The organism is Paenarthrobacter sp. NPDC056912 (assembly GCF_042786555.1).
Taxonomy (GTDB): Bacteria; Actinomycetota; Actinomycetes; order Actinomycetales; family Micrococcaceae; genus Arthrobacter.
Genome location: NZ_JBHUCD010000009.1, coordinates 162959 through 188936, shown reverse-complemented (window position 1 = coordinate 188936; position 25978 = coordinate 162959). Strand labels below are relative to the sequence as shown.

The 25978-nt window shown below is 63.6% G+C and carries 22 protein-coding genes and 1 tRNA gene; 10 read left to right on the top strand and 13 right to left on the bottom strand.

Features of this window, described 5'->3' with window-relative positions:
- The first annotated feature begins 19 nt into the window (after window positions 1-19).
- Window positions 20-778, top strand: a complete 759-nt coding sequence (locus tag ACFRJ9_RS12155) for a potassium channel family protein (RefSeq protein ID WP_377668018.1) — start codon at window positions 20-22, stop codon at window positions 776-778.
- Window positions 779-985: 207 nt separating this feature from the next.
- On the opposite strand, the gene ACFRJ9_RS12150 is transcribed toward ACFRJ9_RS12155, so the two are convergent.
- Both ACFRJ9_RS12150 and ACFRJ9_RS12145 read right to left on the bottom strand, forming a co-directional pair.
- A tRNA-Tyr gene (locus ACFRJ9_RS12150) sits at window positions 986-1067 on the bottom strand.
- Window positions 1068-1194: 127 nt separating this feature from the next.
- Entirely contained in the window at window positions 1195-1461 is a 267-nt protein-coding gene (locus ACFRJ9_RS12145; protein ID WP_377668015.1) for a hypothetical protein, read from the bottom strand.
- Between the two features lie 181 nt (window positions 1462-1642).
- On the opposite strand from ACFRJ9_RS12145, the gene ACFRJ9_RS12140 reads away from it, so the two are divergent.
- The 4 genes from ACFRJ9_RS12140 (at window position 1643) to efeB (ending at window position 5874) form a co-directional block, all read left to right on the top strand.
- A complete protein-coding gene (locus ACFRJ9_RS12140; protein WP_311214629.1) occupies window positions 1643-2134 on the top strand; it encodes a YajQ family cyclic di-GMP-binding protein in 492 nt (163 codons plus the stop codon).
- A gap of 211 nt (window positions 2135-2345) precedes the next feature.
- Window positions 2346-3200, top strand: coding sequence for an iron uptake transporter permease EfeU (gene efeU / locus ACFRJ9_RS12135; RefSeq protein ID WP_377668012.1), 855 nt, complete (start codon window positions 2346-2348; stop codon window positions 3198-3200).
- A gap of 53 nt (window positions 3201-3253) precedes the next feature.
- Window positions 3254-4441, top strand: a complete 1188-nt coding sequence (efeO, locus tag ACFRJ9_RS12130; protein ID WP_377668010.1) for an iron uptake system protein EfeO — start codon at window positions 3254-3256, stop codon at window positions 4439-4441.
- Complete coding sequence (gene efeB / locus ACFRJ9_RS12125) at window positions 4438-5874, top strand: iron uptake transporter deferrochelatase/peroxidase subunit (protein WP_377668007.1); 1437 nt, start codon at window positions 4438-4440, stop codon at window positions 5872-5874. The genes efeO and efeB overlap by 4 nt, the downstream gene beginning before the upstream one ends.
- Window positions 5875-5956: 82 nt before the next feature.
- Here the strand turns inward: efeB and htpX are convergent, their stop codons facing one another.
- Window positions 5957-6826 carry a zinc metalloprotease HtpX gene (gene htpX, locus ACFRJ9_RS12120; protein ID WP_377668004.1) on the bottom strand — a complete coding sequence of 290 codons (870 nt, stop codon included), beginning with the start codon at window positions 6824-6826 and terminating at the stop codon, window positions 5957-5959.
- 110 nt (window positions 6827-6936) lie between these two features.
- Complete coding sequence (locus tag ACFRJ9_RS12115) at window positions 6937-8208, bottom strand: MFS transporter (protein WP_377668001.1); 1272 nt, start codon at window positions 8206-8208, stop codon at window positions 6937-6939.
- 92 nt (window positions 8209-8300) lie between these two features.
- Between ACFRJ9_RS12115 and ACFRJ9_RS12110 the strand changes: the two genes are divergently transcribed.
- The 4 genes from ACFRJ9_RS12110 to ACFRJ9_RS12095 all read left to right on the top strand — a co-directional run bounded on the left by ACFRJ9_RS12110 (window position 8301) and on the right by ACFRJ9_RS12095 (window position 11837).
- Complete coding sequence (locus tag ACFRJ9_RS12110) at window positions 8301-9077, top strand: hypothetical protein (RefSeq protein WP_377667999.1); 777 nt, start codon at window positions 8301-8303, stop codon at window positions 9075-9077.
- A gap of 30 nt (window positions 9078-9107) precedes the next feature.
- Window positions 9108-9587, top strand: a complete 480-nt coding sequence (locus ACFRJ9_RS12105; RefSeq protein ID WP_377667996.1) for a Fur family transcriptional regulator — start codon at window positions 9108-9110, stop codon at window positions 9585-9587.
- A 14-nt stretch (window positions 9588-9601) separates the two neighbouring features.
- Window positions 9602-11083 (top strand): catalase, encoded by a 1482-nt coding sequence (locus ACFRJ9_RS12100; RefSeq protein ID WP_377667994.1) that lies wholly within the window; start codon window positions 9602-9604, stop codon window positions 11081-11083.
- Between the two features lie 118 nt (window positions 11084-11201).
- Window positions 11202-11837 carry a DUF2461 domain-containing protein gene (locus tag ACFRJ9_RS12095; RefSeq protein ID WP_377667991.1) on the top strand — a complete coding sequence of 212 codons (636 nt, stop codon included), beginning with the start codon at window positions 11202-11204 and terminating at the stop codon, window positions 11835-11837.
- Window positions 11838-11933: 96 nt separating this feature from the next.
- On the opposite strand, the gene ACFRJ9_RS12090 is transcribed toward ACFRJ9_RS12095, so the two are convergent.
- The 6 genes from ACFRJ9_RS12090 to ACFRJ9_RS12065 all read right to left on the bottom strand — a co-directional run bounded on the left by ACFRJ9_RS12090 (window position 11934) and on the right by ACFRJ9_RS12065 (window position 19647).
- On the bottom strand, window positions 11934-13490 hold the full coding sequence (locus ACFRJ9_RS12090) for an amino acid permease (RefSeq protein ID WP_377667989.1): 1557 nt from the start codon (window positions 13488-13490) through the stop codon (window positions 11934-11936).
- A gap of 122 nt (window positions 13491-13612) precedes the next feature.
- Window positions 13613-14035 carry a DUF779 domain-containing protein gene (locus ACFRJ9_RS12085; RefSeq protein ID WP_377667987.1) on the bottom strand — a complete coding sequence of 141 codons (423 nt, stop codon included), beginning with the start codon at window positions 14033-14035 and terminating at the stop codon, window positions 13613-13615.
- On the bottom strand, window positions 14035-15057 hold the full coding sequence (gene adhP, locus ACFRJ9_RS12080; protein WP_377667985.1) for an alcohol dehydrogenase AdhP: 1023 nt from the start codon (window positions 15055-15057) through the stop codon (window positions 14035-14037). Before adhP ends, ACFRJ9_RS12085 begins: the two co-directional genes overlap by 1 nt.
- A gap of 96 nt (window positions 15058-15153) precedes the next feature.
- Window positions 15154-16677: an aldehyde dehydrogenase family protein gene (locus tag ACFRJ9_RS12075; RefSeq protein WP_377667982.1), complete on the bottom strand. Its 1524-nt coding sequence runs from the start codon at window positions 16675-16677 to the stop codon at window positions 15154-15156.
- Window positions 16678-16787: 110 nt separating this feature from the next.
- Entirely contained in the window at window positions 16788-18137 is a 1350-nt protein-coding gene (locus ACFRJ9_RS12070) for a GAF domain-containing protein (protein WP_377667980.1), read from the bottom strand.
- A 73-nt stretch (window positions 18138-18210) separates the two neighbouring features.
- Window positions 18211-19647, bottom strand: a complete 1437-nt coding sequence (locus tag ACFRJ9_RS12065; protein WP_377667977.1) for an FAD-dependent oxidoreductase — start codon at window positions 19645-19647, stop codon at window positions 18211-18213.
- Window positions 19648-19775: 128 nt separating this feature from the next.
- On the opposite strand from ACFRJ9_RS12065, the gene rarD reads away from it, so the two are divergent.
- The gene (gene rarD / locus ACFRJ9_RS12060; RefSeq protein ID WP_377667974.1) at window positions 19776-20864 is read left to right on the top strand and encodes an EamA family transporter RarD; all 1089 of its coding nucleotides are present in this window, start codon (window positions 19776-19778) and stop codon (window positions 20862-20864) included.
- 98 nt (window positions 20865-20962) lie between these two features.
- On the opposite strand, the gene ACFRJ9_RS12055 is transcribed toward rarD, so the two are convergent.
- The 3 genes from ACFRJ9_RS12055 to ACFRJ9_RS12045 are packed head-to-tail and all read right to left on the bottom strand — an operon-like array spanning window position 20963 to window position 25970.
- Window positions 20963-22327, bottom strand: coding sequence for an alpha-L-fucosidase (locus ACFRJ9_RS12055; protein ID WP_377667971.1), 1365 nt, complete (start codon window positions 22325-22327; stop codon window positions 20963-20965).
- Window positions 22324-24273, bottom strand: coding sequence for a DUF2264 domain-containing protein (locus ACFRJ9_RS12050; protein ID WP_377667969.1), 1950 nt, complete (start codon window positions 24271-24273; stop codon window positions 22324-22326). Before ACFRJ9_RS12050 ends, ACFRJ9_RS12055 begins: the two co-directional genes overlap by 4 nt.
- Before the next feature lie 47 nt (window positions 24274-24320).
- Complete coding sequence (locus tag ACFRJ9_RS12045) at window positions 24321-25970, bottom strand: extracellular solute-binding protein (protein WP_377667967.1); 1650 nt, start codon at window positions 25968-25970, stop codon at window positions 24321-24323.
- Between the last annotated feature and the right edge of the window lie 8 nt (window positions 25971-25978).

The following is a 25978-nucleotide window of genomic DNA, read 5'->3' as shown; positions in this document are numbered from 1 at the left end:
CAGTGGCTAGGATTCCCCTATGACTCAAGCGCGATACCGGGACCTGGTCGAATGGCCGCTCATGGCCACCGCACTGATTTTCCTCACTGCCTACGCGTGGCAAGTCATCGGACGGGTCAATGGCTCCGAGGCCGCGCCCTTCGAGGTGGTCCTCTGGATCACGTGGGGAATCTTCGCGCTGGACTACTTCGTCAACCTCTGGCTGGCCGAGCAGCGGGGGCGGTGGTTCCTCTGGAACCTGCATGAACTGCTGATCGTTGTGCTCCCCTTCTTCCGGCCACTCCGGCTGTTGAGGCTGGTCACGCTGCTCTCCGTACTGCAACGTACTGTCGGAGAAACACTGCGCGGCCGGGTTGCCACCTATGTTGCCGGCTCTGCCGCAATGCTGGTGCTCATCGGCGCATTGGCCGTTCTCGACGTGGAACAGTCCGCCCCCGACGCCAAGATCGTGAACTTCGGCGACGCCGCCTGGTGGGCAATCACCACTATCACCACCGTTGGTTACGGCGACCTGTACCCGGTCACGCCTATCGGCCGGATCGTGGCGGCGGCCCTCATGATGAGCGGCATCGCCGTCCTCGGCATCGTGACCGCATCCATCGCATCCTGGCTGGTTCAGAGGATCGAAGAGAACGCCGAGGGCGTGGCCGCGGCAGCAGGGGTGAAGGCCGCCGCTGCCGAGGAGCCCGTGCGCGCCGAGATAGCCGATCTTGTCACTGAAATCGCGGCCTTGCGGCTGGAGATCGCAGAACTCAGGAAGATCTCGGAGCGCCGCTGACGGCCACTTCGGAGACCCGCACAAGGGACGGCCCGATCCGTCACCACCTTCTTTGAACAGTCGTGCCCCCTGACACGCCGTGGTTTGCGGCGCGTCTCCCGGCCGGCAGAATCAAAGTGGGTGGTAGCGGCACACCTCTCGGCCACGACAAAAACCCCGACATACGAAAAATCCCCGGAACCAGTGGTTCCGGGGATTTTCCTTGGGTGGCAGATGAGGGATTCGAACCCCCGTAGGCGTTGCCAGCTGATTTACAGTCAGCCCCCTTTGGCCGCTCGGGTAATCTGCCGAACTTCAAAAGAAGATCACTTCCGGAGACCATTTCTTTCGATCCGGTAACCGAAGGCAGAGATAACCTTACAGAACTTTCTGCGAAGAATCTAATCGAGGCCCGACGCCCCGGAATTCCCTGGATTTCAGGCTTCTCCGAGGATCCGGCCGGCGAGTTTGGCTTCAAACTTCTCAGCTTGCTCGGCCGTGATCTGGTTGAGCTGCACGGCGCGGAGTAGATCTGCATGAACGCCGTCCATGCGGGAAGCAGCATCAGGCACCGGGCTCAGGACGATCGAGGCAGCAACAGCAGCAGCGGCAACAGCACTGGCAGCGGCCACCGCGGCCGTGCCCAAGGTACCTGCCGCGGCAGAAGCGGATTTGCTGACGTACTGGACGGCCTTGTTGCTCATGCTTACCTCCGAGGGTGTGCTCTTCCAACAGGTACAACTCTTCACCTCCACGCTCGGTTCCAGCCAAGTGTGTGCTGTGAGCGAACTGTGAAAGGCGTCCACGGTTCCAAGTAGCGCCTTCCGTACTAGGCTGGTTGCCAGACCAACCCGCCCTCACAGGGCCCCCAACCTAAGGAGAGTCATGGCAGGCGAATCCACATTCGACGTCGTCAGCAAGGTAGACAAGCAAGAGGTCGCCAACGCGCTCAACCAGTCCCAGAAGGAAATCGCCCAGCGATACGACTTCAAGGGTGTCGGCGCGGAGATCGACTTCAGCGGCGAAAAGATCCTCATGAAGGCCAACTCGGAGGATCGCGTCCTGGCCGTCCTGGATGTGTTCCAGTCCAAGCTCATCAAGCGGGGCATTTCCCTGAAGTCCCTGGACCAGGGCGAGCCGTTCCCATCGGGCAAGGAGTTCCGCCTGGAATGCACCATCAAGGAGGGCATCGCCCAGGACATCGCCAAGAAGATCAACAAGATCATCCGCGATGAAGCGCCCAAGTCCGTCAAGTCCCAGATCCAGGGCGACGAGCTCCGCGTCACGTCAAAGTCACGTGATGACCTGCAGGAGACCATGAACATCCTCAAGAAGTTCGACGAAGCAGATCTCCAGTTCGTCAACTTCCGAAGCTAAGGGCGCAAGCGCTTCACAGCGCTGCGGGAGGAAGCCGGGATACGTTGCCCAACGGGCCACGCATCCCGGCTTTTTCGTTGCCCGAAACTCCACCGTCTGTCGTAATGGACAGGCTCATTAGCACATGAATAGTTTGCGTAATAGTCAAGGGGCAGTATCCTTCAGTCTTAGGCGAGCCTAAGTACGGCTCCCCTTAGTGAAAGAAACCCACATGACCGCCAACTTCCTGATCGGCCTGCGCGAAGGCCTTGAAGCATCACTTGTAGTGGTGCTTTTAATGGCCTACCTCGTCAAGACCGGGAGGAAGTCCCTCATCCCGCGGCTCTGGGCCGGCGTAGGACTCGCCGTGGCAGTTTCCCTCGGTTTCGGTGCGCTGCTCACGTTCGGCCCGCGCGGCCTCACCTTCGAGGCCCAGGAAGCAATCGGTGGCGGTCTCTCCATCGTTGCCGTTGCCCTGGTGACGTGGATGGTCTTCTGGATGGCACGGACAGCGCGAAGCCTGGGTGGCGAACTCCGGTCCCAGGTAGACAAAGCGGCCGACGGCGCCGCATGGGGCCTCGTGCTGGTAGCGGCACTCGCCGTAGGCCGGGAAGGCCTTGAGACGGCGCTCTTCATCTGGGCTGCCGCGCAGGCCACCGGCGAAACCACCCTCCCGCTGCTCGGCGCCCTCCTGGGCCTGCTGACCGCGGCCGGCCTGGGGTACCTGCTGCACCGCGGGGTCCTGAAGGTGAACCTGGGCCGCTTCTTCACGTGGACCGGCGTCGGCCTGATCATCATCGCCGGCGGCGTCCTCGCTTACGGGGTTCACGACCTCCAGGAAGCCGGGATCCTGCCGGGCCTGCACAACCTGGCCTTCGACGTCTCAGCCGCCATTCCGCCGTCGTCCTGGTACGGCACGCTGCTGAAAGGCACGCTCAACTTCTCCCCGGCCACCACATGGCTGGAAGCTGCGGCCTGGTTCCTCTACGTGATACCGGTCTTGTTCCTCTACATACGGGCCAACCGCTCTGCGCCTCCCCGGACCGCGGGCAAGGCTTCCAGCGCCGCAGTCACCGCGCAGCCCTGATCGCGGCGCAACCCACAGACATGCTCCCCACCTCAAAGACAAAGGACACCTCCATGCTTGGCACGTACAGGCCCGCCTCTCCCATGTTCCGCAAGGCCCTCGCCGTGATCGGCGCCGCTGCCGCCGTGCCCCTGGTCCTGACCGGGTGCACGGACAACACGAAAACGGCGGGTGCCACGGACGGTCCCATCCAGGTCAGCAGCACCGCGAGCGAATGCAAGGTATCCAGCGGCACCGCGCCCAGCGGCAACCTGACATTCAATGTGAAAAACGACGGCACTGAGGTCACCGAGTTCTACCTTCTGGCCGAGGACGGCCTGCGGATCATCGGCGAAGTGGAGAACATCGGTCCGGGCATCACCCGCAATCTGGTGGTCACGGCCCCGGCCGGAAAGTACAACACCGCCTGCAAGCCCGGAATGCAGGGCGAAGGCATCCGTGCATCCTTCGAGGTCACCGAATCCGGCAACAAGCCCAGCGTTGACGCTGACTTCCAGAAGCTCCTGGACACCGGATCCCAGCAGTACGTCTCCTACGTCAAGGACCAGACCGAACAGCTCATTGTGGGCACCAAGGCCTTCGCCGAAGCCTTCGCCGCCGGCGATGCCGCCAAGGCGCGTGAACTGTACGCCTCCACCCGCATGCACTGGGAACGCATTGAGCCGGTAGCGGAGTCCTTCGGCGATCTCGACCCCAAGTTGGACGCACGTGAGGCCGACCTCGAGCCCGGCCAGGAATGGACCGGGTGGCACCGCGCCGAGAAGGACCTGTACCCGCCGGCCGGCTACACGGCCATGACGGCAGAGGAACGTGCCGCGATCTCCAAGCAGCTGGTGGCGGACACCGAGGACCTCGTGGCACGGACCCGCACCGTGGAATTGACTCCGGACAAGCTTGGCAACGGCGCCAAGGAGCTCTTGGACGAAGTCGCTACCGGCAAGGTCACGGGCGAGGAAGAAATCTGGTCCCACACCGATCTCTGGGACTTCCAGGCCAACGTCGACGGCGCGCGCATTGCATTCGAAAGCCTCAAGCCCGCCCTTGAGCAGAAGGATGCCGAGCTCGCCAAGTCCTTGGACGAGAAGTTCGCCGCACTGCAGGCCGAGCTGAAGAAGCACGCCAAGGGTGACGGCTTCGCCTACTACAACGAGCTGAGCCAGGAGCAGGTCCAGCAGCTCGCCGCATTGGTTGACTCGCTGGGTGAGCCGCTCTCCAAGCTCACCGCAGCCGTCGTGCTGTGAGCGGCTGCCCCTTCGGTCACACCAGCGACGCCGCCGACGCCGAACGCCCCACTGAGGCCGCCGGCGTCGCGCGCCCTGGTGCGGCTGCCGGCGTCGAAAGTTCACTGGAAACGGTCGACGGCGGTACGGCAGCCACTGCTTCAGGCGGTAACTCGCGCTTCTCGCGCCGTGGCCTCCTCTCCCTCGCGGGAGTGGGAGGCGCCGGGGCCGTAGCCGGATTGGCAGCTGGTTTCCTGGGGCATGATGCGCTGGCAGCAACGGTCGCGTCGGCTGCTACACCTGCCACGGGTGAGTCTTTCGTGCCATTCTTTGGCGTGCACCAGGCGGGCATTACCACCCCCGCCCAGGACCGCCTGCACATGGCCGCGTTCGACGTCACAACGGAGGACCGCAAGGAACTCATCAAGCTCCTCAAGGACTGGACAGCCGCGGCAGAGGCCATGACGGCCGGTCGAACCACGGGCGAGACCGGGGCCGTCGACGGTCCTTACGACGCCCCGCCGGAAGACACCGGCGAGGCCTTGGACCTTCCCGCCGCGAAGCTGACCCTGACGTTCGGTTTCGGCGCGGGTTTGTTCGAGAAGAACGGCAAGGTGCGCTTTGGCCTGGACGGCCGGCGGCCCGAAGCACTGATCGACCTCCCGCACTTCCCCGGCGACGATCTCCAGCCCGGACGCACGGGCGGCGACATCGTCATCCAAGCCTGCGCGGATGATCCCCAGGTAGCGGTTCACGCCATCCGCAACCTTGCCAGGATCGGCTTCGGAAAGGTCCGCGTCCGGTGGTCGCAATTGGGCTTTGGCCGTACTTCATCCACCTCCAGGGCACAGGTAACGCCCCGGAACCTCTTCGGATTCAAGGACGGCACCAACAACCTCAAGGTCGAAGACAACACCCTCTTGGACGAGCACGTATGGGTTGCCCCGGGGACCCGGTCCAGCGAGCAGTGGATGACCGGCGGCAGCTACTTGGTGGCCCGCAGGATCCAGATGCACATCGAGATCTGGGACCGGACGTCACTGCGGGAACAGGAAGGCCTGATCGGCCGGACCAAAGGTGTGGGAGCGCCGTTGTCCGGCGGGGAAGAGTTCACGGCCCCCGATTTCGCGTTGGCCGGGCGCGACGGAGACCCGCTGATCCCCATGGACTCCCACGTGCGGCTGGCCCACCCCGACCAGAACGCCGGTGTCCGGATGCTGCGCCGCGGATACAACTTCACCGACGGCTCGGACGGCCTGGGGCACTTGGACGCCGGCCTGTTCTTCATTGCGTTCGTCAAGGATCCGCGGACGCACTACGTTCCCATGCAGTTGGCGCTGGCCAAGGGAGACACCCTGTCCGTGGAGTACCTGAAGCACACAGGCTCAGGCCTTTTCGCTGTTCCCCCGGGCGCCAAACAAGGCGGCTTCATCGGAGAAGGACTGTTCGCCTAGGCCTTGGCCGCACCACCGTCGTGAACCCGCTGATCCGTCGTTGGCCGGCAACGGATCAGCGGTTTCACAACGTGCTGAGTCTCTATGAGAGTGGGCGTCCGGCCATTCGTTCCAGCCTGCTGATCCGTTCCTTCATGGGCGGATGCGTGGCGAAGATGCGGCGCATTCCGCCGCCGCGGAACGGGTTCGCGATCATGAGGTGTGAGGCGTTCACGAGTTTCTGGTCCTGCGGGAGTGGCAACTGGGTGACGCCCGACTCGATCTTGCGCAGGGCTGAGGCGAGCGCCAGCGGATCTCCGGTCAACTCGGCACCGTCCTCGTCGGCGTCGTACTCACGGGTGCGGGAGATGGCCATCTGGATCAACGAGGCAGCAAAAGGTGCCAGCAGGGCCATCGCGATGGTTGCCAGCGGGTTTCCATTGCGGCGGTCCCCGCTGCCGAAGATGAGCAGCATTTGCCCCACGGACGTGATCACGCCGGCGACTGCGGCCGCAACTGACGATGTGAGGATGTCGCGGTTGTACACGTGCATCAGCTCATGCCCCAGCACACCCCTGAGCTCGCGGGCATCGAGCAGATGCAGTATCCCTTCCGTGCAGCACACCGCCGCGTTCTTGGGATTGCGTCCCGTGGCGAAGGCGTTGGGCGTCATGGTGGGCGAGAGGTAGATCCGCGGCATGGGTTTGTTGGCCCGGACAGAAAGTTCCCGGACGATCTGGTACAGCTGCGGCGCTTGAGCCTCGGTGACCGGGTAGGCCGCCATGGAACGGATGGCGATCTTGTCGCTGTTCCAGTAGCCGTAAGCGGTGGTACCGACGCCGATCAGCGCCATGATCCAGATGGGCGTCGTGCTGCGGGTCCCAGCGGCTATGATGGCGCCCAAACCCAACAACACCGCCCACAGCACACCGAACAGCGCTGCGGTCTTGAGTCCATTGTTGTGTTTGTGCACCGTTGTACTGTTCGCTTTCGTTGACTGTTGCAGGGGTTCTTACGGGTTAACGCCGACGCCGGTCGTCATGTTCCGTCGTCAGGGCAGCTACCGGTCAGGGCAGCTACCGGTCAGGGCACCGGATGCTTCGCATCGTACGCCACAAACCCCGGCTGGATGCGGGTAGCCAGCCACACCAGGACAATGCACAGGATTCCGCCCAGGAGCAGTACGCCTCCCTCGCTGAGGAACTGGGTCAGGCCGCCGGCGAGCATGTCCCCCACACGGGGACCGCCGGCAACCACCACAATGAACACCCCTTGCAGCCGCCCTCGTAGGTGGTCCGGCGTGGCCGACTGGAGGATGGTTGTGCGGAACACCGCACTGACGGAGTCGGAGATCCCGGCGAGCGCGCAGCACAGGGCGGCGGGAATCAGCCACAGCGTGACCCCGTCGCGGCCGGCGTGCCCTGCCAGCAGCACCACCAGGCCAAAGCCCGCGATGGAGGCGCCCCATCCCGCCACGGACCACACCACGGCGCTGCCCTGGCGGCGCACACGCCCGAGCGGTCCCGAGAAGAGACCGGCAAGGAAGGCGCCCACGGCCGTCGACGCAAGGAGCACGCCCACAGTGGTTTCACCTCCCCCGATCATGACCGCTCCGATGGCCGGCATCAGGGCCCGGGGTTGGGCGCAGATCATGGCGATGAGGTCGATGATGAAGGTCATGCGGACGTTGGGCCGGGTCCCAAGGAATCGGAACCCTTCCACCACGGAGCGCAGCCCCGGCCGCACCGCATCCTTGGAGGGCGGCAGTGGCGGGAGCGTGAAGAGCCCCCACAGTGCGAACGTGAAGCTGATGACATCGATGGTGTAGGTCCAGCCGAACCCGATGGTGGCCACCAACACGCCAGCCAGCAGGGGTCCGGCGGTCATCGACAGGCCGAAGGTCAGCATGCTCAGGGCGTTCGCGGCCGGGAGGAGTTCCTTGCGGACAAGGAGCGGAATGATGGCGCTGCGCGCCGGACCGTTGATGCCTTGGGCGCCACTTTGGATAGCCACCAGGGCATATAGAATCCAGATGTTGCCTATCTCCAACCATGCCTGCAGGGCCAGGCCGGCGGTGGTGGCCCACAGCACCAGAGAGGCGATGATGGCCACCTTGCGGCGATCGTAGGCATCCGAAATGGAACCGCCGTAAAGCCCTGCAAAAACCAAGGGGATCAAGGCAAAGATGCCTAGCAAGCCCACATAGAAGCTTTCCTGGGTGAGCCTGTAAACCTCCAGGCTCACCGCCACCAACGTCAGCTGGGTACCGATGGCAGCAACCGACGCTCCGAGCCACAGCCGCCGGAACGCGGGACTCTCCTTGATGGGGGTCAGGTCTGCCAGTAGTTTCGCCACCGTCCAACCTTAACGAGCATTGGGGCCGCATCCCGCCAATCTCCCTCCTGGTGGACGCCGCTTGGTAGGCTCACCCCGGGGAAGGGATAGACATGGGCTTGTCGCGACGACTGCTGTACCGTTCGGATTTTTGGGAGATCGCCCGGCCCCGTCATCCCTTGAGTGCCGGGCACGTCCTGGTCCGGCTCTCCGATCCCTCCACCGAATTCGCGCACGCCTCAGCGGCCGATTGGCTCCACTGCCACCATTTGGTGCGCCTTGCGCTACGGGAGGTGCTGGGCGCCACGCGCTGCACCATCATGTTCGCTCACCGTTGGCACCCCTTGGGTTCGGCCGTTGGCGAGCCCGTGGCGGAGTCGTCGACGCCCACCTTCCACCTTTTCGGGCGCTGGGAAGGAGAAACCACGACGCCGGGACTTCAGCTCGCATTGCCGGCCCACCGTCGTGGTGCGGAACCTGACCACGTGATGGAAGCCACCGATGACGCCATGCGGGAGGCGCTGCGCCATGCCCGGCCCGAGGCCGCGGTGCGTTCCGCCGGTCAGGCGGGGTCCGCCGTCGAGCCTGTCCCTGACTTCGCCGCAGTGGTGGAGACCATTGCTGCGGGCCCCAACCACAGCGTGATCGAACCTGCCAGCGGGAGGTCGGGCATCGCAGGGATGCTGCCCGAGGAGCTCCTTGCCATGGGTGCAGCCCTGAACGCCTTGCCGCTGGCCGGCGGGCTGAGTGGATTCAGTTGCGTGGCAGTTGAATCCACGGATAAAGCTACTCCCCTGCGGGTTCATGCCTTGGGCAGGTCGGCGGCAGAAGAAGTCAATCCGCTGGAGGTTTTGCTTCGTTCACAAGAAGTTAGCCTTGCCTTATTGTGAACTCCTCAAAATAAGTGTTTCAATAAATGCATGACCGATCACACAGCCGAGCAAGTTGCATGGGCCGCTGCGCTCCATGCTCATGGCAGGCGTGTGACCAAACAGAGGCTGGCAGTGTTGGCCGCGGTCCAGCATCATCCGCACTCCCCGGCAGAGGGCATCCTCGCCGCTGCCCGCAAAGAGCTTCCTGAACTGACGGCGCAGTCCGTTTACGTAGTGCTCAGCGATCTCACGGATCTGCAGATGTTGCGCCGTTTCGAACCTCCGCACTCCCCGGCGCTTTACGAAACCCGGGTGGGCGACAACCACCATCACGCCGTCTGCATCAGTTGCGGTCGCGTGGAAGACGTGGATTGCGCCGTGGGCCACGCACCGTGCCTCACTCCGCATTGGGACGAAAACTCCAAGCCAATGACCATCCAGATCGCAGACGTCTTGTACCAAGGCATCTGCCAGGACTGCCAGGCCAAACAACAGCTTCCCGTAAATACTTCCGTAACTCAGAAATAGGAAAAAGGAGAACAATGACTGCCATTTCAACAACTCAGTCAGGTGCCCCCGTTACGTCCGACGCGCACTCGAAGTCCGTCGGCGCTGACGGTGCCATCATCCTGACCGACCACTACCTGGTGGAAAAGCTCGCACAGTTCAACCGCGAGCGGGTCCCGGAGCGTGTTGTCCACGCCAAGGGCGGCGGCGCTTTCGGTACGTTCAAGACCACCTCGGACGTCTCTGCCTACACCAAGGCTGCCTTCCTGCAGCCGGGCGTGGACACCGACATGCTGATCCGCTTCTCCTCCGTCGCCGGCGAGAACGGTTCCCCCGACACGTGGCGCGACCCCCGCGGTTTCGCCGTGAAGTTCTACACCTCCGAGGGCAACTACGACCTCGTTGGCAACAACACCCCCGTCTTCTTCATCCGCGACGGCATCAAGTTCCCGGACTTCATCCACTCGCAGAAGCGCCTCCCGGGTACCCACCTGCGTGACGCTGACATGCAGTGGGACTTCTGGACCCTCTCCCCCGAGTCGGCCCACCAGGTCACGTGGCTCATGGGCGACCGCGGCCTCCCGGCTTCCTGGCGTGAAATGCAGGGCTACGGCTCGCACACCTACCAGTGGATCAACGCCGAAGGCGAGCGCTTCTGGGTCAAGTACCACTTCCGCTCCAACCAGGGCGTCAAGACCATCACCGGCGACCAGGCTGAAGAGCTGGCCGGCTCGGACGCGGACTTCTACATCCGCGACCTGCAGGAAAACATCGCCGATGGCAACTTCCCCTCCTGGGAACTGCACGTCCAGGTCATGCCGTACGAAGACGCCAAGACCTACCGCTTCAACCCGTTCGACCTCACCAAGGTGTGGCCGCACGCGGACTACCCGCTGATCCACGTGGGCACCATGGAGCTGAACAAGAACCCGGAGAACTACTTCGCGCAGATCGAGCAGGCCACCTTCGCGCCGTCGAACTTCGTACCGGGCATCGCCGCTTCCCCGGACAAGATGCTGCAGGCCCGCATCTTCTCCTACGCCGACGCACACCGCTACCGCGTGGGTACCAACCACGCACAGATCCCGGTGAACCAGCCGAAGAACCAGGTCAACAACTACAGCCAGGACGGCGCGGGACGTTACCTGTTCAACGCTCCCTCGGTTCCGGTCTACGCACCGAACTCCGTGGGCGGCCCGGCTGCAGTTGAGTCCGCTTCACCCGCCGGTGGCTGGGAAAACGACGGCGAGCTCACCCACGCCGCTCACACCCTCCACGCTGAGGACGGCGACTTCGGCCAGGCCGGAACGCTGTACCGCGAGGTCTACGATGACGCCGCCAAGGCCCGTCTCCTGGACACCATCACCGGTGCCGTGGGCGGCGTGAAGAACGCCGACATCAAGGAACGCGCCATCCAGTACTGGACCAGCGTTGACGCTGACCTTGGCGCCAAGCTCCGCGCCAACCTTGGCGCTGGCCAGACTGAGTCCGACGCTGAAGCAGCCAACAAGCTCTAAGCGTTCGTAGTTCCTGGAACACCCCGTTGCGGATCTCCGCGGCGGGGTGTTCTTTTGTTTTCCACATAGGCCGTGATGGCTCTGGCTGCGCCGGTGCTGCGGTCCATAGGATCCTTTTATGAGCACATTCGAAGGCATTCCCGCAGCCGCATTCCGCTTCTACGCCGAGCTTGAAGAAAACAACAACCGCGAGTGGTGGCTGGAACACAAGAAGACGTACGACGCCGAGGTCAGGGAACCGCTGACGTCACTCCTTTTGGAGCTGGAACCGCAGTTCGGCCCGGCTAAGATTTTCCGCCCCAACAGGGACATCAGGTTCTCCCAGGACAAGTCACCGTACAAGACGGCGCAAGGCGCCTTCGCGGCTACCCGGGAAGGCGTTGGCTACTACGTCCAGATCAGCGCGGACACCCTCCTGATCGGCGGTGGCTACCATTCCCATACTCCGGCGCAGCTGGCGCGGTTCCGTGCGGCCGTGGATGCTCCTGAGAGCGGCGGGGAGCTGCAGAAGATCGTTGATGCAGTGGCCGCAGCAGGATTCGCCATCGACGGCGAGAAACTCAAGACCGTTCCCCGGGGCTTCGACAAAGACCACCCCCGGGCTGAGCTCCTCAAACACAAGTCCTTGTCGGCCGGTGTTGAGGTCGGGCAGCCGGAGTGGCTGTCCACCGCTGCTGCCAAGGATGAAATCGCTGCACGCTGGGAAGTGCTGCGGCCCTTGGTGGAGTGGGTCGGTGAGCATGCCGCGCCGTAGGAATGCGGGCAGCAAAAAGCGCCCGAAAACCAGCGGTTCCCGGGCGCCTTTGCAGGTGAAGTGACGCGGCTGTCTGACAGGCAGCTGCCGTAGTCATCAGACCTTGGTGTAGCTGTCTTGGTCCTCGTCGCCCTTGGACCCCGTGCTTGCGTTACCCCCGTTGACGGCGGCCTTGGCGGACGCGAACTTCTCGTTGAGCCGCGAGTGGCGCTGGCCGTAGGAGAAGTAGATGACCATGCCGATGACCAGCCAGATCGCGAAGAAGATCCAGGTTTCCACCGCAAGGTTCGTCATGAGGTAGGCGCAGAGGATGGCGGAGACCCACGGGAGCACCTTTCCGAACGGCACCCGGAAAGCGGGCTTGAGGTCCGGGCGCTTCTTGCGCAGCACCAGGATGCCCAGGCTGACCATCACGAACGCTGACAGCGTTCCAATGTTGATCATTTCCTCGAGCAGGTCCACGTTGGTCAGGCCCGCCACGAGGGCCACGGCCGCCCCACAAATGATCTGCAGGCGCGCAGGAGTCGAGCGCTTCTCACTCGTCTTGGAAAGCGAACGCGGCAGCAAGCCGTCGCGACTCATGGCGAGGACAACCCTGGATAGGCCCATGAGCAGCACCATGATCACGGTGGTCAGTCCAACAAGGGAGCCAAACGCGATGACCTTGGCAGCGTCGGTGTTGCCGACGGCCTCGAACGCCGTGGTGAGCGTGGGGTTCTTTTCCTCGGCCAACTGTGTGTAGGACACCATGCCGGTCAAGGCAAGGGAAACCAGGATGTAAAGCAGGGTGACCACTGCCAGGCCACCGAAGATTCCCCGGGGCAGCGTCTTCTGGGGGTTCTTGACCTCTTCAGCGGACGTTGCCACAACGTCGAAGCCGATGAACGCGAAGAACACCAGTGCTGCGCCTGCGAAGATACCGAGGGTGCCGTACTGGGCCGGAGCCGCCCCGGTCAGGAAGCCGAAGAAGGACTGCTTCATGACGTCTGCGGCGCCCGTCCCGGCAGTCGGCTCGGAAGCGGGAACAAAGGGCGTGTAGTTGGAGAACTTCACGTAGCTGAAGCCCACAACGATCACGAAGAGCACCACGGCGATCTTTATCAAAGTGAAGATGTTGCCGACGCGGGCGGACAACTTTGTCCCCAGCACCAACAGAACAGTGAAGATCGCGACAATGAGGAAGGCACCCCAATAGAGGTCAACGCCACCAATGCTCAACGCCGGCGGGATGTCCACACCCATCAACGCGAAGACCTTGCTGAGGTAGATGCCCCAGTACTTGGCGATCACGGCCGCGGCCGTGAACAGTTCGAGGATGAGGTTCCAGCCAATGATCCAGGCCAGTACTTCGCCCATGGTGGCGTAGGTGAACACGTAGGCTGAGCCCGCAACGGGGATTGCCGTTGCGAACTCCGCGTAGCACATGATGGCCAGGGCACATGTGATTGCTGCGATGGCAAAGGAGATGGTGACAGCGGGGCCGGCAAAGTTTGCAGCGGCTTTCGCGCCCACGGAGAAGATCCCGGCGCCGACAGCAACGGCGACGCCCATGATCATCAGGTCCCAGGTACTGAGGCTGCGCTTGAGCTTGCGCCCGGGCTCATCGGCATCGGCGATCGACTGCTCGATCGATTTGGTCCTGAAAATGTTCATAGAAATGCCACATTCTTGGATGGGGGTGGTATAGGACTCATCAAGAATAGTGTCCGGTCAATGGACGGCCACATTTATCCCAGATAGTGAGACGAAGCGATTATCCTGGTGACTGGTGTGATTCATGTGGCCAATGGGGCAACGTCCCAGTCCATGATCGTGGACCGGATCAAAAAGCGCTTCCCTTCGGGTGACTCCACGGAGAAGCCGCTCCCCCGGCCAGGGACAACGTCCACCGTGAGGTGCGTATGGGACCAGTAGTTGAACTGCTCCTTGGACATCCAGAAGTCGATCGGCTGCGCTTCCCCTCCTGCACTGATGTCGAAACGTCCCAGAAGAACGTCAGCGTCACCTGTCAGGAATTCCCCTGCCGGATAGCACATGGGGGCGGAACCGTCACAGCAGCCGCCGGACTGATGGAACATGAGCGGTCCGTGCTGGTCCCAGAGCTTGCGGAGCAGTTCCACGGACACTGCGGTGAGCGCCACCCGGGAGAAGTCCTCCCCGGGCAGCGTCACCGCAGCTTCCAAGCTGGTGGGGTTCATCAGAACTTCAGAACCACTCGGCCGTCGATCTTCGCGTGTTTCATCTCGTCAAAGACCGCGTTGACCTCAGAAAGCTCCCTGGTGGAAACCGTTGGCTTGATCTTGCCCTGCGCGTAGAACTCAAGGGCCTCCTCAAGGTCCTGCCGAGTTCCCACGATCGAACCGCGGACCGTGAGCCCTTTGAGTACGATCTCGAAGATCGGTGCCGGGAAGTCGCCGGGCGGGAGCCCGTTGAACACGATCGTTCCGCCGCGCCGGGCCATACGGATGGCCTGGCCGAACGCCGAGGGGTGCACCGCGGTAACCAGGACGCCGTGGCAGCCGCCTGTTTCACGCTGGATGACTTCAGCAGGGTCCTCGTGCAAGGCATTGACCGTCAGTTCAGCCCCATGTTCGCGGGCCAGCGCCAGCTTGTCGTCGGCAATGTCCACGGCCGCCACGCGAAGACCCATGGCCACGGCATACTGCACGGCGATGTGGCCCAGTCCGCCGATGCCGGAGATAGTGACCCACTGTCCCGGCTTGGCCTCTGTCATCTTCAAGCCTTTGTAGACGGTGACCCCGGCGCACAGCACGGGTGCTACCTCCACGGGGTCTGAACCTTCCGGGATGCGGGCGGCAAACCGGGTATCCACCAGCATGTACTCGCCGAACGAGCCATCCACGCTGTAGCCACCGTTCTGCTGCGCCTCGCACAGGGTCTCCCACCCCGTGCGGCAGTATTGGCAATCTCCGCACGCAGACCAGAGCCAGGCATTGCCCACAAGGTCGCCCACGGCAACGTCCGTGACCCCTTCGCCCAGGGCTACGACCTCGCCGACTCCCTCATGGCCCGGGATGAATGGTGGCGTCGGTTTGACCGGCCAGTCACCTTCGGCGGCGTGCAGGTCCGTATGACACACGCCCGATGTGATGAGGCGGACCAGCGCTTGGCCGGGACCCGGCGTCGGCCTTTCAACCTCCAGGATTTCCAGGTCTGTACCGAACTCCGTGACTACTGCTGCTTGCATGGTGTTAGTCATTGACGATCTCCTTTGATCTGAATGAATGAGTCCAGGCTCGGTGCAACCAACGGCCGCCAAAGCACCTTCGGCCGGACGTTGGCTGCACCAGGACTCCTAGAAGAAGCCGAGCTTGTTCTCGTTGTAGCTGACCAGGAGGTTCTTGGTCTGCTGGTAGTGGTCCAGCATCATGGCGTGGTTCTCACGGCCAATACCTGAGGACTTGTAGCCACCGAACGCGGCACCGGCCGGGTAGGCGTGGTAGTTGTTGACCCATACGCGGCCGGCCTGGATTTCCCGGCCTGCACGGTAGGCGACGTTTCCGTTGCGCGACCAGACACCGGCGCCGAGCCCATAGAGGGTGTCGTTGGCGAGGCCGATTGCGTCGTCGTAGTCGCTGAACTTGGTGACGGACACCACCGGGCCGAAGATTTCCTCCTGGAAGATCCGCATGCGGTTGTGGCCTTCGAAAATGGTGGGCTGAACGTAGTAGCCGCCGGCGAGATCGCCCGGGAGTTCCGCCCTCGCTCCGCCGGTGAGCACCTTGGCGCCCTCCTGCTTTCCGATGTCGATGTAGGACAGGATCTTCTCCAGTTGGTCGTTGGAGGCCTGGGCACCGATCTGGGTGTCCGTATCCAGCGGGTTTCCTTGGATGATTTTGTTGGTCCGGGCCACCACGTCCGTCATGAAGGAGTCGTAGATCCCTTCCTGGACCAAGGCACGGGAGGGGCAGGTGCAGACTTCGCCCTGGTTGAAGGCGAAAAGGGTGAAGCCTTCCTGGGCTTTGTCGTAGAAGGCGTCATTCTGGGACGCGACGTCGTCGAAGAAGATGTTGGGGCTCTTGCCACCAAGTTCCAGGGTGACAGGAATGAGGTTGTTGGAGGCGTACTGGCTGATGAGCCGGCCCGTGGTGGTCTCACCCGTGAAGGCGATCTTGCGGATGCGGGAACTGGAGGCCAGCGGCTTGCCGGCTTCGACACCGAAACCGTTGACGACGTTCACCACACCAGCCGGCAGGATATCGCTGATCAGTTCCATGAGGACCAGGATGGAAGTGGGCGTCTGCTCAGCCGGCTTCAGGACCACGGCATTGCCGGCCGCGAGCGCCGGTGCCAGCTTCCAGACGGCCATGAGGATGGGGAAGTTCCACGGAATGATCTGTCCGACCACGCCCAGGGGCTCCTTGAAGTGGTAGGCGGTGGTGTCCTCATCGAGCTGCGAGAGGTGGCCTTCCTGTGCCCGCACGGCGGAAGCGAAGTAGCGGAAATGATCGGCAGCCAGCGGAATGTCGGCGTTCAGGGTCTCCCGGACGGGCTTGCCGTTGTCCCAGGTTTCCGCAACCGCGAGCAACTCGACGTTCTCGTCGATCCGGTCGGCGATCTTGTTCAGGATCGCGGCCCGCTCGGTGGCAGAGGTCTTGCCCCAGGAGGGCGCTACCTTGTGCGCAGCGTCGAGGGCCAGCTCGATGTCCTCGGAGGTACCACGGGCGACTTCGCAGAAGGCCTTACCCGTGACGGGAGTGATGTTCTCAAAGTAGCCGCCCTTGACGGGGGCGACCCATTCGCCGCCGATCCAGTTCTCGTAGCGGTCCTTGAAAGTAATCTTCGAACCTTCTGCACCCGGCTGTGCATAAACAGTCATTGCTAGCTCCTTTGCTGCGAATCACGGTGGCTTTCGCCATTGATTCGAGCCTAGGAGCGTGGGGGTTGCAGCTACGTTGCAACCTTGTGATTCAGCTCACTCGCGTGAGTTCAGGCGGTCAGTTCCGTCTCCAGCCGCTCCAGGTCAGCCACGACGGCGGCGCGCTTGGGTGAGCGCGGCGGCAGCAGCTTGAGGACGGCGAGGCGGAGGTCGACGTCGTACTTCGCTTCGGGGAGCTCCGCATACTTGAGAAGGGTATCGACGCTGCCGTCGCTGAGCAGTGCTTCGCGCAGCAGGTGCGAGACCCGTTCACGCAACTGGACGACGCCGGGTGCCTCCGACCTCGGCAGGACGGCACCTTTGTAGATTTCCAGGGCAATGCGGTGCGCGCCGCGCTGCAGGCAGCTGAGCACTTGGCCGGAGTCGGGCAGAAGTTCAACCGGCAGCCGGTAGGGACGCGAACCGGGAACGGCGCCCGGGCTGAGCTCATTGACTACTTTGCGGAGCCGCACCATCTCTGCGCGGAGCGTCACTGCGGAGCCGTCGCCCGGGTACAGCTGGGTGCAGAGGTCCTCGGCGCTGAGGCCGTCCGGGTGATGGCCGAGGATGGCAAGGATCTCGCTGTGCCGGGCCGAGAGTGAAACCGTCCGGCCGTCGATACTGAGCAGCGCCTGGTCCCGGCCCAACAGCTGCAGGCTGTTCCGGTACAGGGCATGGCCGGACACCGAAGCGGCGCTCCGGCGTCGGGGTTTTTCCCGCACCGCAGCGGCAAGCTGCAGTCGCTCGATGCGTAGCTGGGCCTGGGCTGCCGCGACCGTGGCTTCCACCAAGGAAAGGGTGTGTGGTGCCACGGCAGTTTCGGTGCCGGTAATGTCCACCACCCCCAGCACGGCGCCCGAATCGGGATCGTGGAAGGGAACAGCCGTGCAGCTCCACGGATGGACAGAGCGCTTGAAGTGCTCGGCACCGGAGATCTGGATGCTGCGATCCAGGGCAAGGGCCGTGCCGGGTGCGCTGGTTCCAACCGAAGCTTCGGACCAGTCCGAGCCGGCGACGAACATCATCCCTTCGGCACGTCGCTGCATCACGGGATCGCCGTCCACCCACAAGAGCCGGCCGACGTCGTCACCAACTGCTACGAGCAGGCCGCTGTCGTGGCTGGGCTGGACCAGCAGCTTCTTGATCACGGGCATGATCGCGGCCAAGGGGTGCTGCCTGCGGTATTCCTCGAGTTCGTCCCGGTCCATGGCGAGGGGCGCCTCGGCGACGTCGGGGTTGGCCTGCAGGCTGGCCGAGCGCTGCCAGGATTCGCGGACCAGGCGGCGGAGGCCGGAGATCTCTTCGCCCTCGGGAACTCCGAACCGCAGGGAGTCCAGGCGTTCATGGCTTGCCAGGGCACGCTTCTGCAGCAGTTCCGCGGCATCGCTGCCTGGAACCGGGGGATGGATTGGATTCCTCATCGAACTCCCTGGCGTCCTGCGCATGTGGTGGGCGGCACAGTATCGGCAAGTCTAGTTCGCGTGGAGGAGATTGTCAGCCGCGGGAGATCTGGATCATGTCCTCGCGAGGAACCACCTTGATGCGTTCGCGGACCACGCCGTTGCCCTTGCCGTTTTCGGACCAAGCGGCCCCCAAGGCAGCCTCATGGGCATCGAGCCGGTTCCAACCATCCCACGTGGTGTATTCAATTCCGCGTTCCTCAAGGAGGTCGATGATGGCCTGCGGATCGGGATTCTCAGCTGGCGGCAGGGTGAGGCGGTCTTCGAGGAGGAAACCGATGGTCTCCAGCGCATCGCCCTTGGTGTGGCCGATCAGCCCAACGGGTCCACGCTTGATCCAGCCCGTCGCATAGATGCCTGGCACGTGCTTGCCGTCCGCATCCAGGACGCGGCCGCCGTCGTTCGGGATGACGCCGCGGCGGGCGTCGAACTCAAGTTCCTCCAGCGGCGAGCCGTGGTATCCGATGGCCCGGTACACGGACTGGACGGGGTACTCCACGAACTCCCCGGTGCCCTTGACGTTGCCCGTGCCGTCCAGCTGCATGCGCTCGAACTTGATACCGGAAACCTTGCCCGGCGTTTCGGGCGAGTCCTGGATTTCCACCGGGCTGTGCAGGAAGTGCAGGTGCAGGCGGCGTGAGGAGGGCTGCTCGGACGTGGCGTGCTCCTCCACCAACCAGTTGGTCATGGTGTTGACCATGGTCTTGATCTGGTTGTTGGTTTTGATCGCTTCATCCGAGGCGTCGTCGAACTCGAAGTCCTCCGGGTACAACACGATGTCCACGTCCTTACAGTGGGACAGTTCGCGCAGCTCCAAGGGCGTGAACTTCACCTGCGCGGGCCCGCGGCGGCCGAAGACATGGACATCGGTCACCGGCGATTTCTTAAGCCCGGCGTAGACGTTGTCCGGGATCTCCGTGACAAGCAATTCTTCGGGGTGTTTGACCAGCATGCGCGCGACGTCCAATGCCACGTTACCGTTGCCGATCACTGCGATTTCCTTGGCATCGAGGGGCCAATCCCGGGGGACGTCTGGGTGGCCGTCGTACCAGGACACGAAGTCGGCGCCACCGAAGGAACCGTCCAACTCGATGCCGGGGATGTTCAGCGCAGCGTCCTTGATGGCGCCCGTGGAAAAGATCACGGCGTCGTAGAACGCACGGAAATCGTGGAGCGTCAGGTCACGGCCATAGGTCACGTTCCCCAGGAAGCGGATGTCGCCACGGTCCAGGACTTTATGCAGGGCGTTGACGATGCCCTTGATGCGGGGGTGGTCGGGGGCCACGCCGTAGCGGATCAGGCCATAGGGTGCCGGGTAGGCCTCAAAGAGATCGATGCTGACCTCAACATCCCCGTCCTTGACCTCGTTGGACTTGGTCAGGATGTCGGCGGCATAGACACCGGCCGGACCTGCGCCGACGATGGCAACGCGAAGCGGACGTTTGGGGGTGGTTGCGGCTGAGTTGGACACCGTGAGCCCTTCCGAAGCAGTGAGCCACGCCATTGTTGGGGCGCGCAGAATCCAATTCTAAATGTCGACCCCAGATGGAGCCGCTTATATGGCAGGAGTCACAAAGATTCCCAACTCCGCAAGCTATATTGCGGAATATTGCGCCATCGAATGGTGTTGGCGACATTGTGTCGACACCGGAGCAAATCATCGCAACCTCATCTTCTTCAAACCAGCCAACGACGACGACCCCCGGGGACGGCGTCGGAGGGACCGACGTCGCTGGTAAGTCCCGGTCCGGTAAGCCGGTGAGGAGCGAGTCGACGGCGGGAATCCTGTTCGGCATCGGCGCCTACGGTTTGTGGGGGCTGCTTCCCCTGTACTTCTTCGTCCTGCAGCCGGCGGGTGCGATCGAGATCGTCGCGAACCGGATCGTGTGGTCGTTGATTTTCTGTGCTCTGCTGATCACCATCACCCGTGCTTGGAAAGTGTTCGGTGCCGCACTGAAGGACCGCTCCGTCTTCGGGCCATTGGCTTTGGCGGCCGGACTCATTGCCATCAACTGGCTTACCTACACCTTCGGTGTCACTACGGGACATGCGGTTGAAACGTCCTTGGGATACTTCATCAACCCCTTGGTTTCGGTACTGCTTGGCGTGTTCGTCCTCAAGGAGAAGCTACGGCCGCTCCAGTGGGCGGCTGTCGGCATTGGCTTCGTGGCCGTTGGCGTCCTGACCTTTTCCTACGGACAACTTCCGTGGATCGCTTTGATCCTTGCCTTCAGCTTCGGCCTGTACGGCTTCGTCAAGAAGCGCGTTGGACCCAAGGTGGACGCCCTGACCAGCCTCTCGGTCGAAACCGTGGTGCTGACCCCCTTTGCAGCAATCACCATGGTGGTCCTTGGCACCAGCGGCGTGGCAACACTCACCGCCCTTGGCCCCGGACACTTCTGGTTGCTCGTGGCATCCGGCGTCATCACTGCCGTGCCGCTGCTCTTCTTCGGCGCGTCAGCACGCCGGCTGCCAATGACTACCATCGGCCTGCTGCAGTACTTTGCGCCGATCCTCCAGTTCGTTGTTGCGCTCACCGTGTTCAACGAGACCATGACCACGGCACGCTGGATCGGCTTCTGCGTGGTCTGGCTGGCCCTGGTCCTGCTGACCATCGACATGCTCCGGACAGCGCGGAAGAACTCGGTCCTGAAGAAGAGGGCACGCCTGGCAGCTGCCGACGCTTAGCCCCGGACGACCCACTCGCCGAATTCGCGGGAAGGCTGCCAGATCGCCGAAATTCTCCGGACGGATTGGCAGCCTTCCGGCGAACTCAATGCGAAGCGCTAGTCCAACACGTCCGGATTGGGCTCCTTTTCCGAGGCCCTGCCGGCGAGGACACCGGTTTCCACGGCGAAGACCAGCGGCCCGGCATTCGAGGCAGCCCCCAATTCCACCTCGAACACGGAGTCGGCCAGCCTTTTGAACGGCTGCCCACCGGAGCCCAGCAACCGCAGGCCCACGAGTTCCAGGCCTGCCGGTAGCTCCAAACGGATCCTCCCCGACACCGGCCCACGGGTCACCACTGCGTACACCTGCCCCGTGCTGCTGTCCCGGGTGAAGTATCCCCACCCCGGATAGCTCCAGCCCTCGGCGAAGCCGCACCCGTAGATCGCCTCACCGTTGACTGCGAGCCACTCCCCCACGTTGAGGGCGATCTCCACCTCGGCCGGTGCCATGGACCCGTCGCCGCGTGGGCCGAAGTTCAGCAGGAAGTTGCCGCCCAAGGACGTGCAGTGGGCAATCATGTCCACCAGATCCCAAGGGTGCTTGAGCGTCGACTGCGCCCACGGCCCTTGGTGGTATCCCCAACTTGCCTGCGGGATGGTCATGCATGCTTCCCAGTCGCGGGCTGCCACGCTGCGGTCCCACGGCTCCGGCAGCCTTCGCTCGTAGCCGCTTTCGTAATCGCCCATCAGCAAGCCATTGGAATCCACATGCCGGGCTCCAAGGTCGTCCGCGCGCAAACGGCTGTTGACCACCACGCCGGGGATCCGTTCCTTCAGCATTCGTTCGACCTCCCAGGTCCACCACCCGTTGGCCTTCACGGATTCGTCCCACGTGCCGTCGAACCAGAAGCCCTTGACGCTCGGATAGCGTTCGGCCAGTTCCTCCAACTGCTTCATCGCGAAGTCGAGGTACCGGGCGAAAGCCAGGTTGTCGGCGTCGTTCTCCAGCGTGAAGCGCCAGTCCGGGTGCCGCCAGTCCAGCACCGAATAGTAGAAGTTGACGTCGATCCCGCGGGCTTCGTACGCCGCTACCAGTTCGCCCAGGACATCGCGCCCGGACGGCGTGTTGCCCATGTGGAAGTCAGTGTGGGCGCTCGGCCACAGGCAGAAGCCGTCGTGGTGCTTGGTGGTAACCGTCATGTACTTTGCGCCCAACGCCGCCGCGGTGTCAGCCCACTGCTCGGCGTCGAAATCCGCCAGCGTGAAATCGTTTGCGAGCGCCTCCCAACGTTGCTGTGGGATCTTCGCCACCCGCGGAAGGAACTCAGCCGCGAACTCCACGTCTTTCCCTTCCCAGCGGCCGGCGGGCAAGGCATAGAGCCCCCAGTGAATGAACTGCCCCACGCGGTGACCGCGGAACTTCTTCATCGCTGCGTCCTGCCGTGGTTCCTGCCGGGCGGCTCCATATTTCAGCTCGATCATTTCCCCACCTGCCCGTCCCACGGCACAAACGTCCGCAGGTCAAAAAGTTGTTGCGCGCCGCTCGCCCACGACACGGAAATTTCCGTACCGGAAACCACGACGGCGGCAGCCGCCTTGAGCGATTCCGGCGCCGGTGCCTCGCCCCGGGTCAGCGTGTGGAGGGCAACGTGAACCGTTTCCTCACTAGTGCGCTTTGCGTTGAGGCTCGGGACTGCCGAGTGCTCGCCCATGGCGTTGGCCTCCGTATACCGCGTGGTCCGCGGCTCCTCCCAGCCGTGCAGGCCGGTGACGGCAGCGAAGACATCGCCATTGCTGACCCAGGCCATCGCTCCCGCCTCTCCCGCCTCCAGCGGCGAAGCGTCGGCCACGGCATGGCCACCTTCCCGGACGGCGTATTCCACCGGGCCACTGACCAGATGGCAGCGAAGCTCATGGATGCCTTCCACCACCGAAACGGTAGTAACGGCCGTGCCGGGCAAGGTCTTCCCATACAGCTGCGGGATGTGGACGGAACTGCTGACGAGTCCGTCCGTGCGGGTGGCGCGGAGGGCACAACGCCGGCTCGCCACGCCGTCGGACCCCAACAGGGCAAGGTGACCGTCGATGTTGTCCTCCCACGCAACTCCCGTACCCGGCGCTGTATGGCTGGAATAGGAGAACTTGGCGTAGTGCGGATCGTCAGGATCCCTGCCGCCGCCCACGGGCAGGCCGCAGTGATCGCTGCCGTGGTTGGTGAGGCGGACCAGGCCGCCGTCGCTGGTCAAAGTCCAGCCCACATCAGGCAAGGCCCGAACGGCAGCGGGACCATCGCTGGGCTGCGGCTCTTCCACGTCCTGCCACACCCTGTGCTCCGCCGGCAGCGCCAAACCAAGGAAACCGATGCCTGCCAGATACGGCGACCCGAACCCGCTGTACGCCTGGCAGGACCCAAAATGTTCGCCATACCAACCCAGGTTCGGCGGCCCGTCAACGCCAACACCTTTCGCGGTGAAGTTCGCCAACACTCCCGACGCAAGGCGCCGGGTGGCACCCGGCGTCAACGGGTTCACCCCCGAGATCTCCGCACACCAGAGCGCAGCCAGGACCGCAGTGCGATACGCCAGGGATCGCCCGACATGCAGCACTGCCCCATCACTGGCGAACATCAGGCTCTGCGTACCCACAAACTCACGCAAGCGCTCCAGATGACGGCGGCCCTCAGGGGTATCCTGCCGGCCGGTCATCGTGTACCAAGCCCACAAATAGGGGTGAATGGCCCACGCGTTGTAGTAGTCGATGGCGTGCTCCGGCCCGTCCGTGTACCAGCCGTCGCCCCGGTACCAGGACTCCACCCGGGCCACATTCCGCGCACCCGTGCAGCCCGAAACGTCCTCGCCCACCGAACGCAGGAAACCCTCCGCCATCGCCGGGAAGAGCTGCCAGTTGTTGCCCCACACCTCAAGCCGGGCATGGTGCCGCAACCAGGCAGCAACCTGCTTCTTCTCCCCCGCATCCAAAGGCTCCCACAGCCATTCCCGCCCAATATGGAGCGAGAACGCAATGTTCGCGGCCTCCACGATCGAGTTGGTCACCCCCAGCAACGGAGACTTGCACGTCACACCCAACGGCCAACGCTCCGCCCCTTCAGGATCCGTACCTGCCAGCAGCGCCTCCCGGTACCAGTCCGCCAGCCCCAAGCGATCCTGGCCACGGGCCCCGGCGATCCGCGGCGCCGCCATCAGCAGGCTCCGGCCGATGGTCTCCATGCCCTCCCGGCGCTCGCCGTCACGGGTGACCCGGCCCGGCAGGCGCGGGGTGGCCTTGAGCGGGCTGGAGTAGTTCCGGATGTGTTCGAGCCAATGGTCGGCGGTGGCTTCCCAGTGGCTTCGCGTCCAGCCGGTGAATCGAGACAAGGTGGGGTCTGGATTGGGGAGCCACGGCTGGCTTGCTGGCAGGGGCTGTGTCACGGTGTTGGTTCCTTGGGCTTGTGCAGACTGGGATTTATTCGGACCGGCTACTTGGCCAGCGCTGATTCGTATTCGCCGCGGATGGTGTCGCCACCATTCTTCTTCCAGTCCGCCACGGCGCTCTTGAGTGCGTCCATGGTGCCACGGCCGGCGATGACTGCCGTGGCAGCGTCGGAGACAGGCTGGCCCAGCTTGGCACCCTTGCTGGCATTCGTGGGGCTGAACAGCGTGCCACAGGGATCTTCGACTCCCAGCGGGATGAGCTTTGAGTAGGCGTTGTGCATGACGTCCACAATGTCCTTGTTGCTGGGGTCGTACACCACTTGCTGCGGCGCTGCCAGGTACTTCCACGGCACCGCGTTGTCCAGCAGGGCGCGCTCGGTGACCACGGGGTTGCCGTTGGCATCCAAGGTGTAGTCCGCGCCCTCGGCCCCGTAGTTGAGCAGCAGGTACTCTTCGCTGCCGAATGGTGCCGCCAGGAAGTTGGCCACTGCCAGGACTTCCTTGAGCTTGGCTTCGTCCGCCTTCTTCAGCATCACCGTGCCGAACGTGATGTTGTCCAGCCAGGTCTGGGCCTTGCCGCCGTCGTGGCCCACGGGAATGAACGGCACCGCTTTGTTGGCCTTGTTCGCCGCGGGAATGCTGCGGCCATAGCCGGTGGGTCCGATGTAGGCCGGGAGTCCGTCGTAAATCATGGCCACCTTGCCGGAGATGAAGGAGTTCACCATCTGCGACTTCGTCCAGCCCTCGGAACCCGGGACGTACAAACCGTCCCTGTAGAGCTTGGCTGCGAACTCGATCGCGGCCATGTATTCGTCCGTCTCGAACGCCCTGGTGAGTTTGCCGCCGTCGTTCTTCCAGACGTTCGGCGTGCGGAACATGTGGTGCAGCATGGTGAGCCCAAACTTGGTGCTCCCCAACGCCCACTGGTTCTTGGACGGGTTGGTGAGCTCCTTGGCCACCCGGTAGAAGTCGTCCTTGTCCTTGATGTCTTCGGTGGATTTGACGCCAACGTTCTCCAGCAGCGTCTGGTTCACGAAGCCGGAGCCACCAGTCAGGTTGCGCGGAATGGGCAGCGAATAGAGTTTGCCGGCCTGGACGGTCTGCTTCCAGAACACCTCGGGGATGGCGGCCAGGTTGGGATAGTCCTTGATCTTGTCGCCGCCCAGCAACGGAGTCAGGTCCGCGCATTTGGCCTGCAGGAACTCCACGATGTTGGGCACTGCGGCGCCGTCGTTGAGCATGAGGTCCGGCAGCTCGCCGCCGGCGATGATGGTGTTGAACTTGGTGGCGTAATCATCCGAGGAGACCGAGGTGATGTCCACCTGCCCGCCGAGCCGGGCTTCGATGGCCTGCCACGCCGGGTTGTCCGCCCGTGCATTGGGGGCCGTGCCGAACAGGTTGGTGATGGCCGTGATCTTGCCGCCCTTCAGCGGTGCTGCCTGCACACTGCGGAACGGCGCGGGGTACTTGTAGAACGCCGACGGCACGCCTTGGGCCGTGCCGGGGATGTCGGCGGCGGCCGCCTGGAGGGGCATGTGCGTGGGCAACAATGCTTCGCTCGCGTTGGAAGCGACGCTGGTGGTGCGCTGTCCGCAACCGGCCAAGGCACCGCCGCTGAAGAGAGCGAGCGCACCGATGCCTGCTACGGAGAGGAAGTTCCGGCGGCTGGGGCCGGCAGAGGGTACTGCGTTCATGGGGCTTC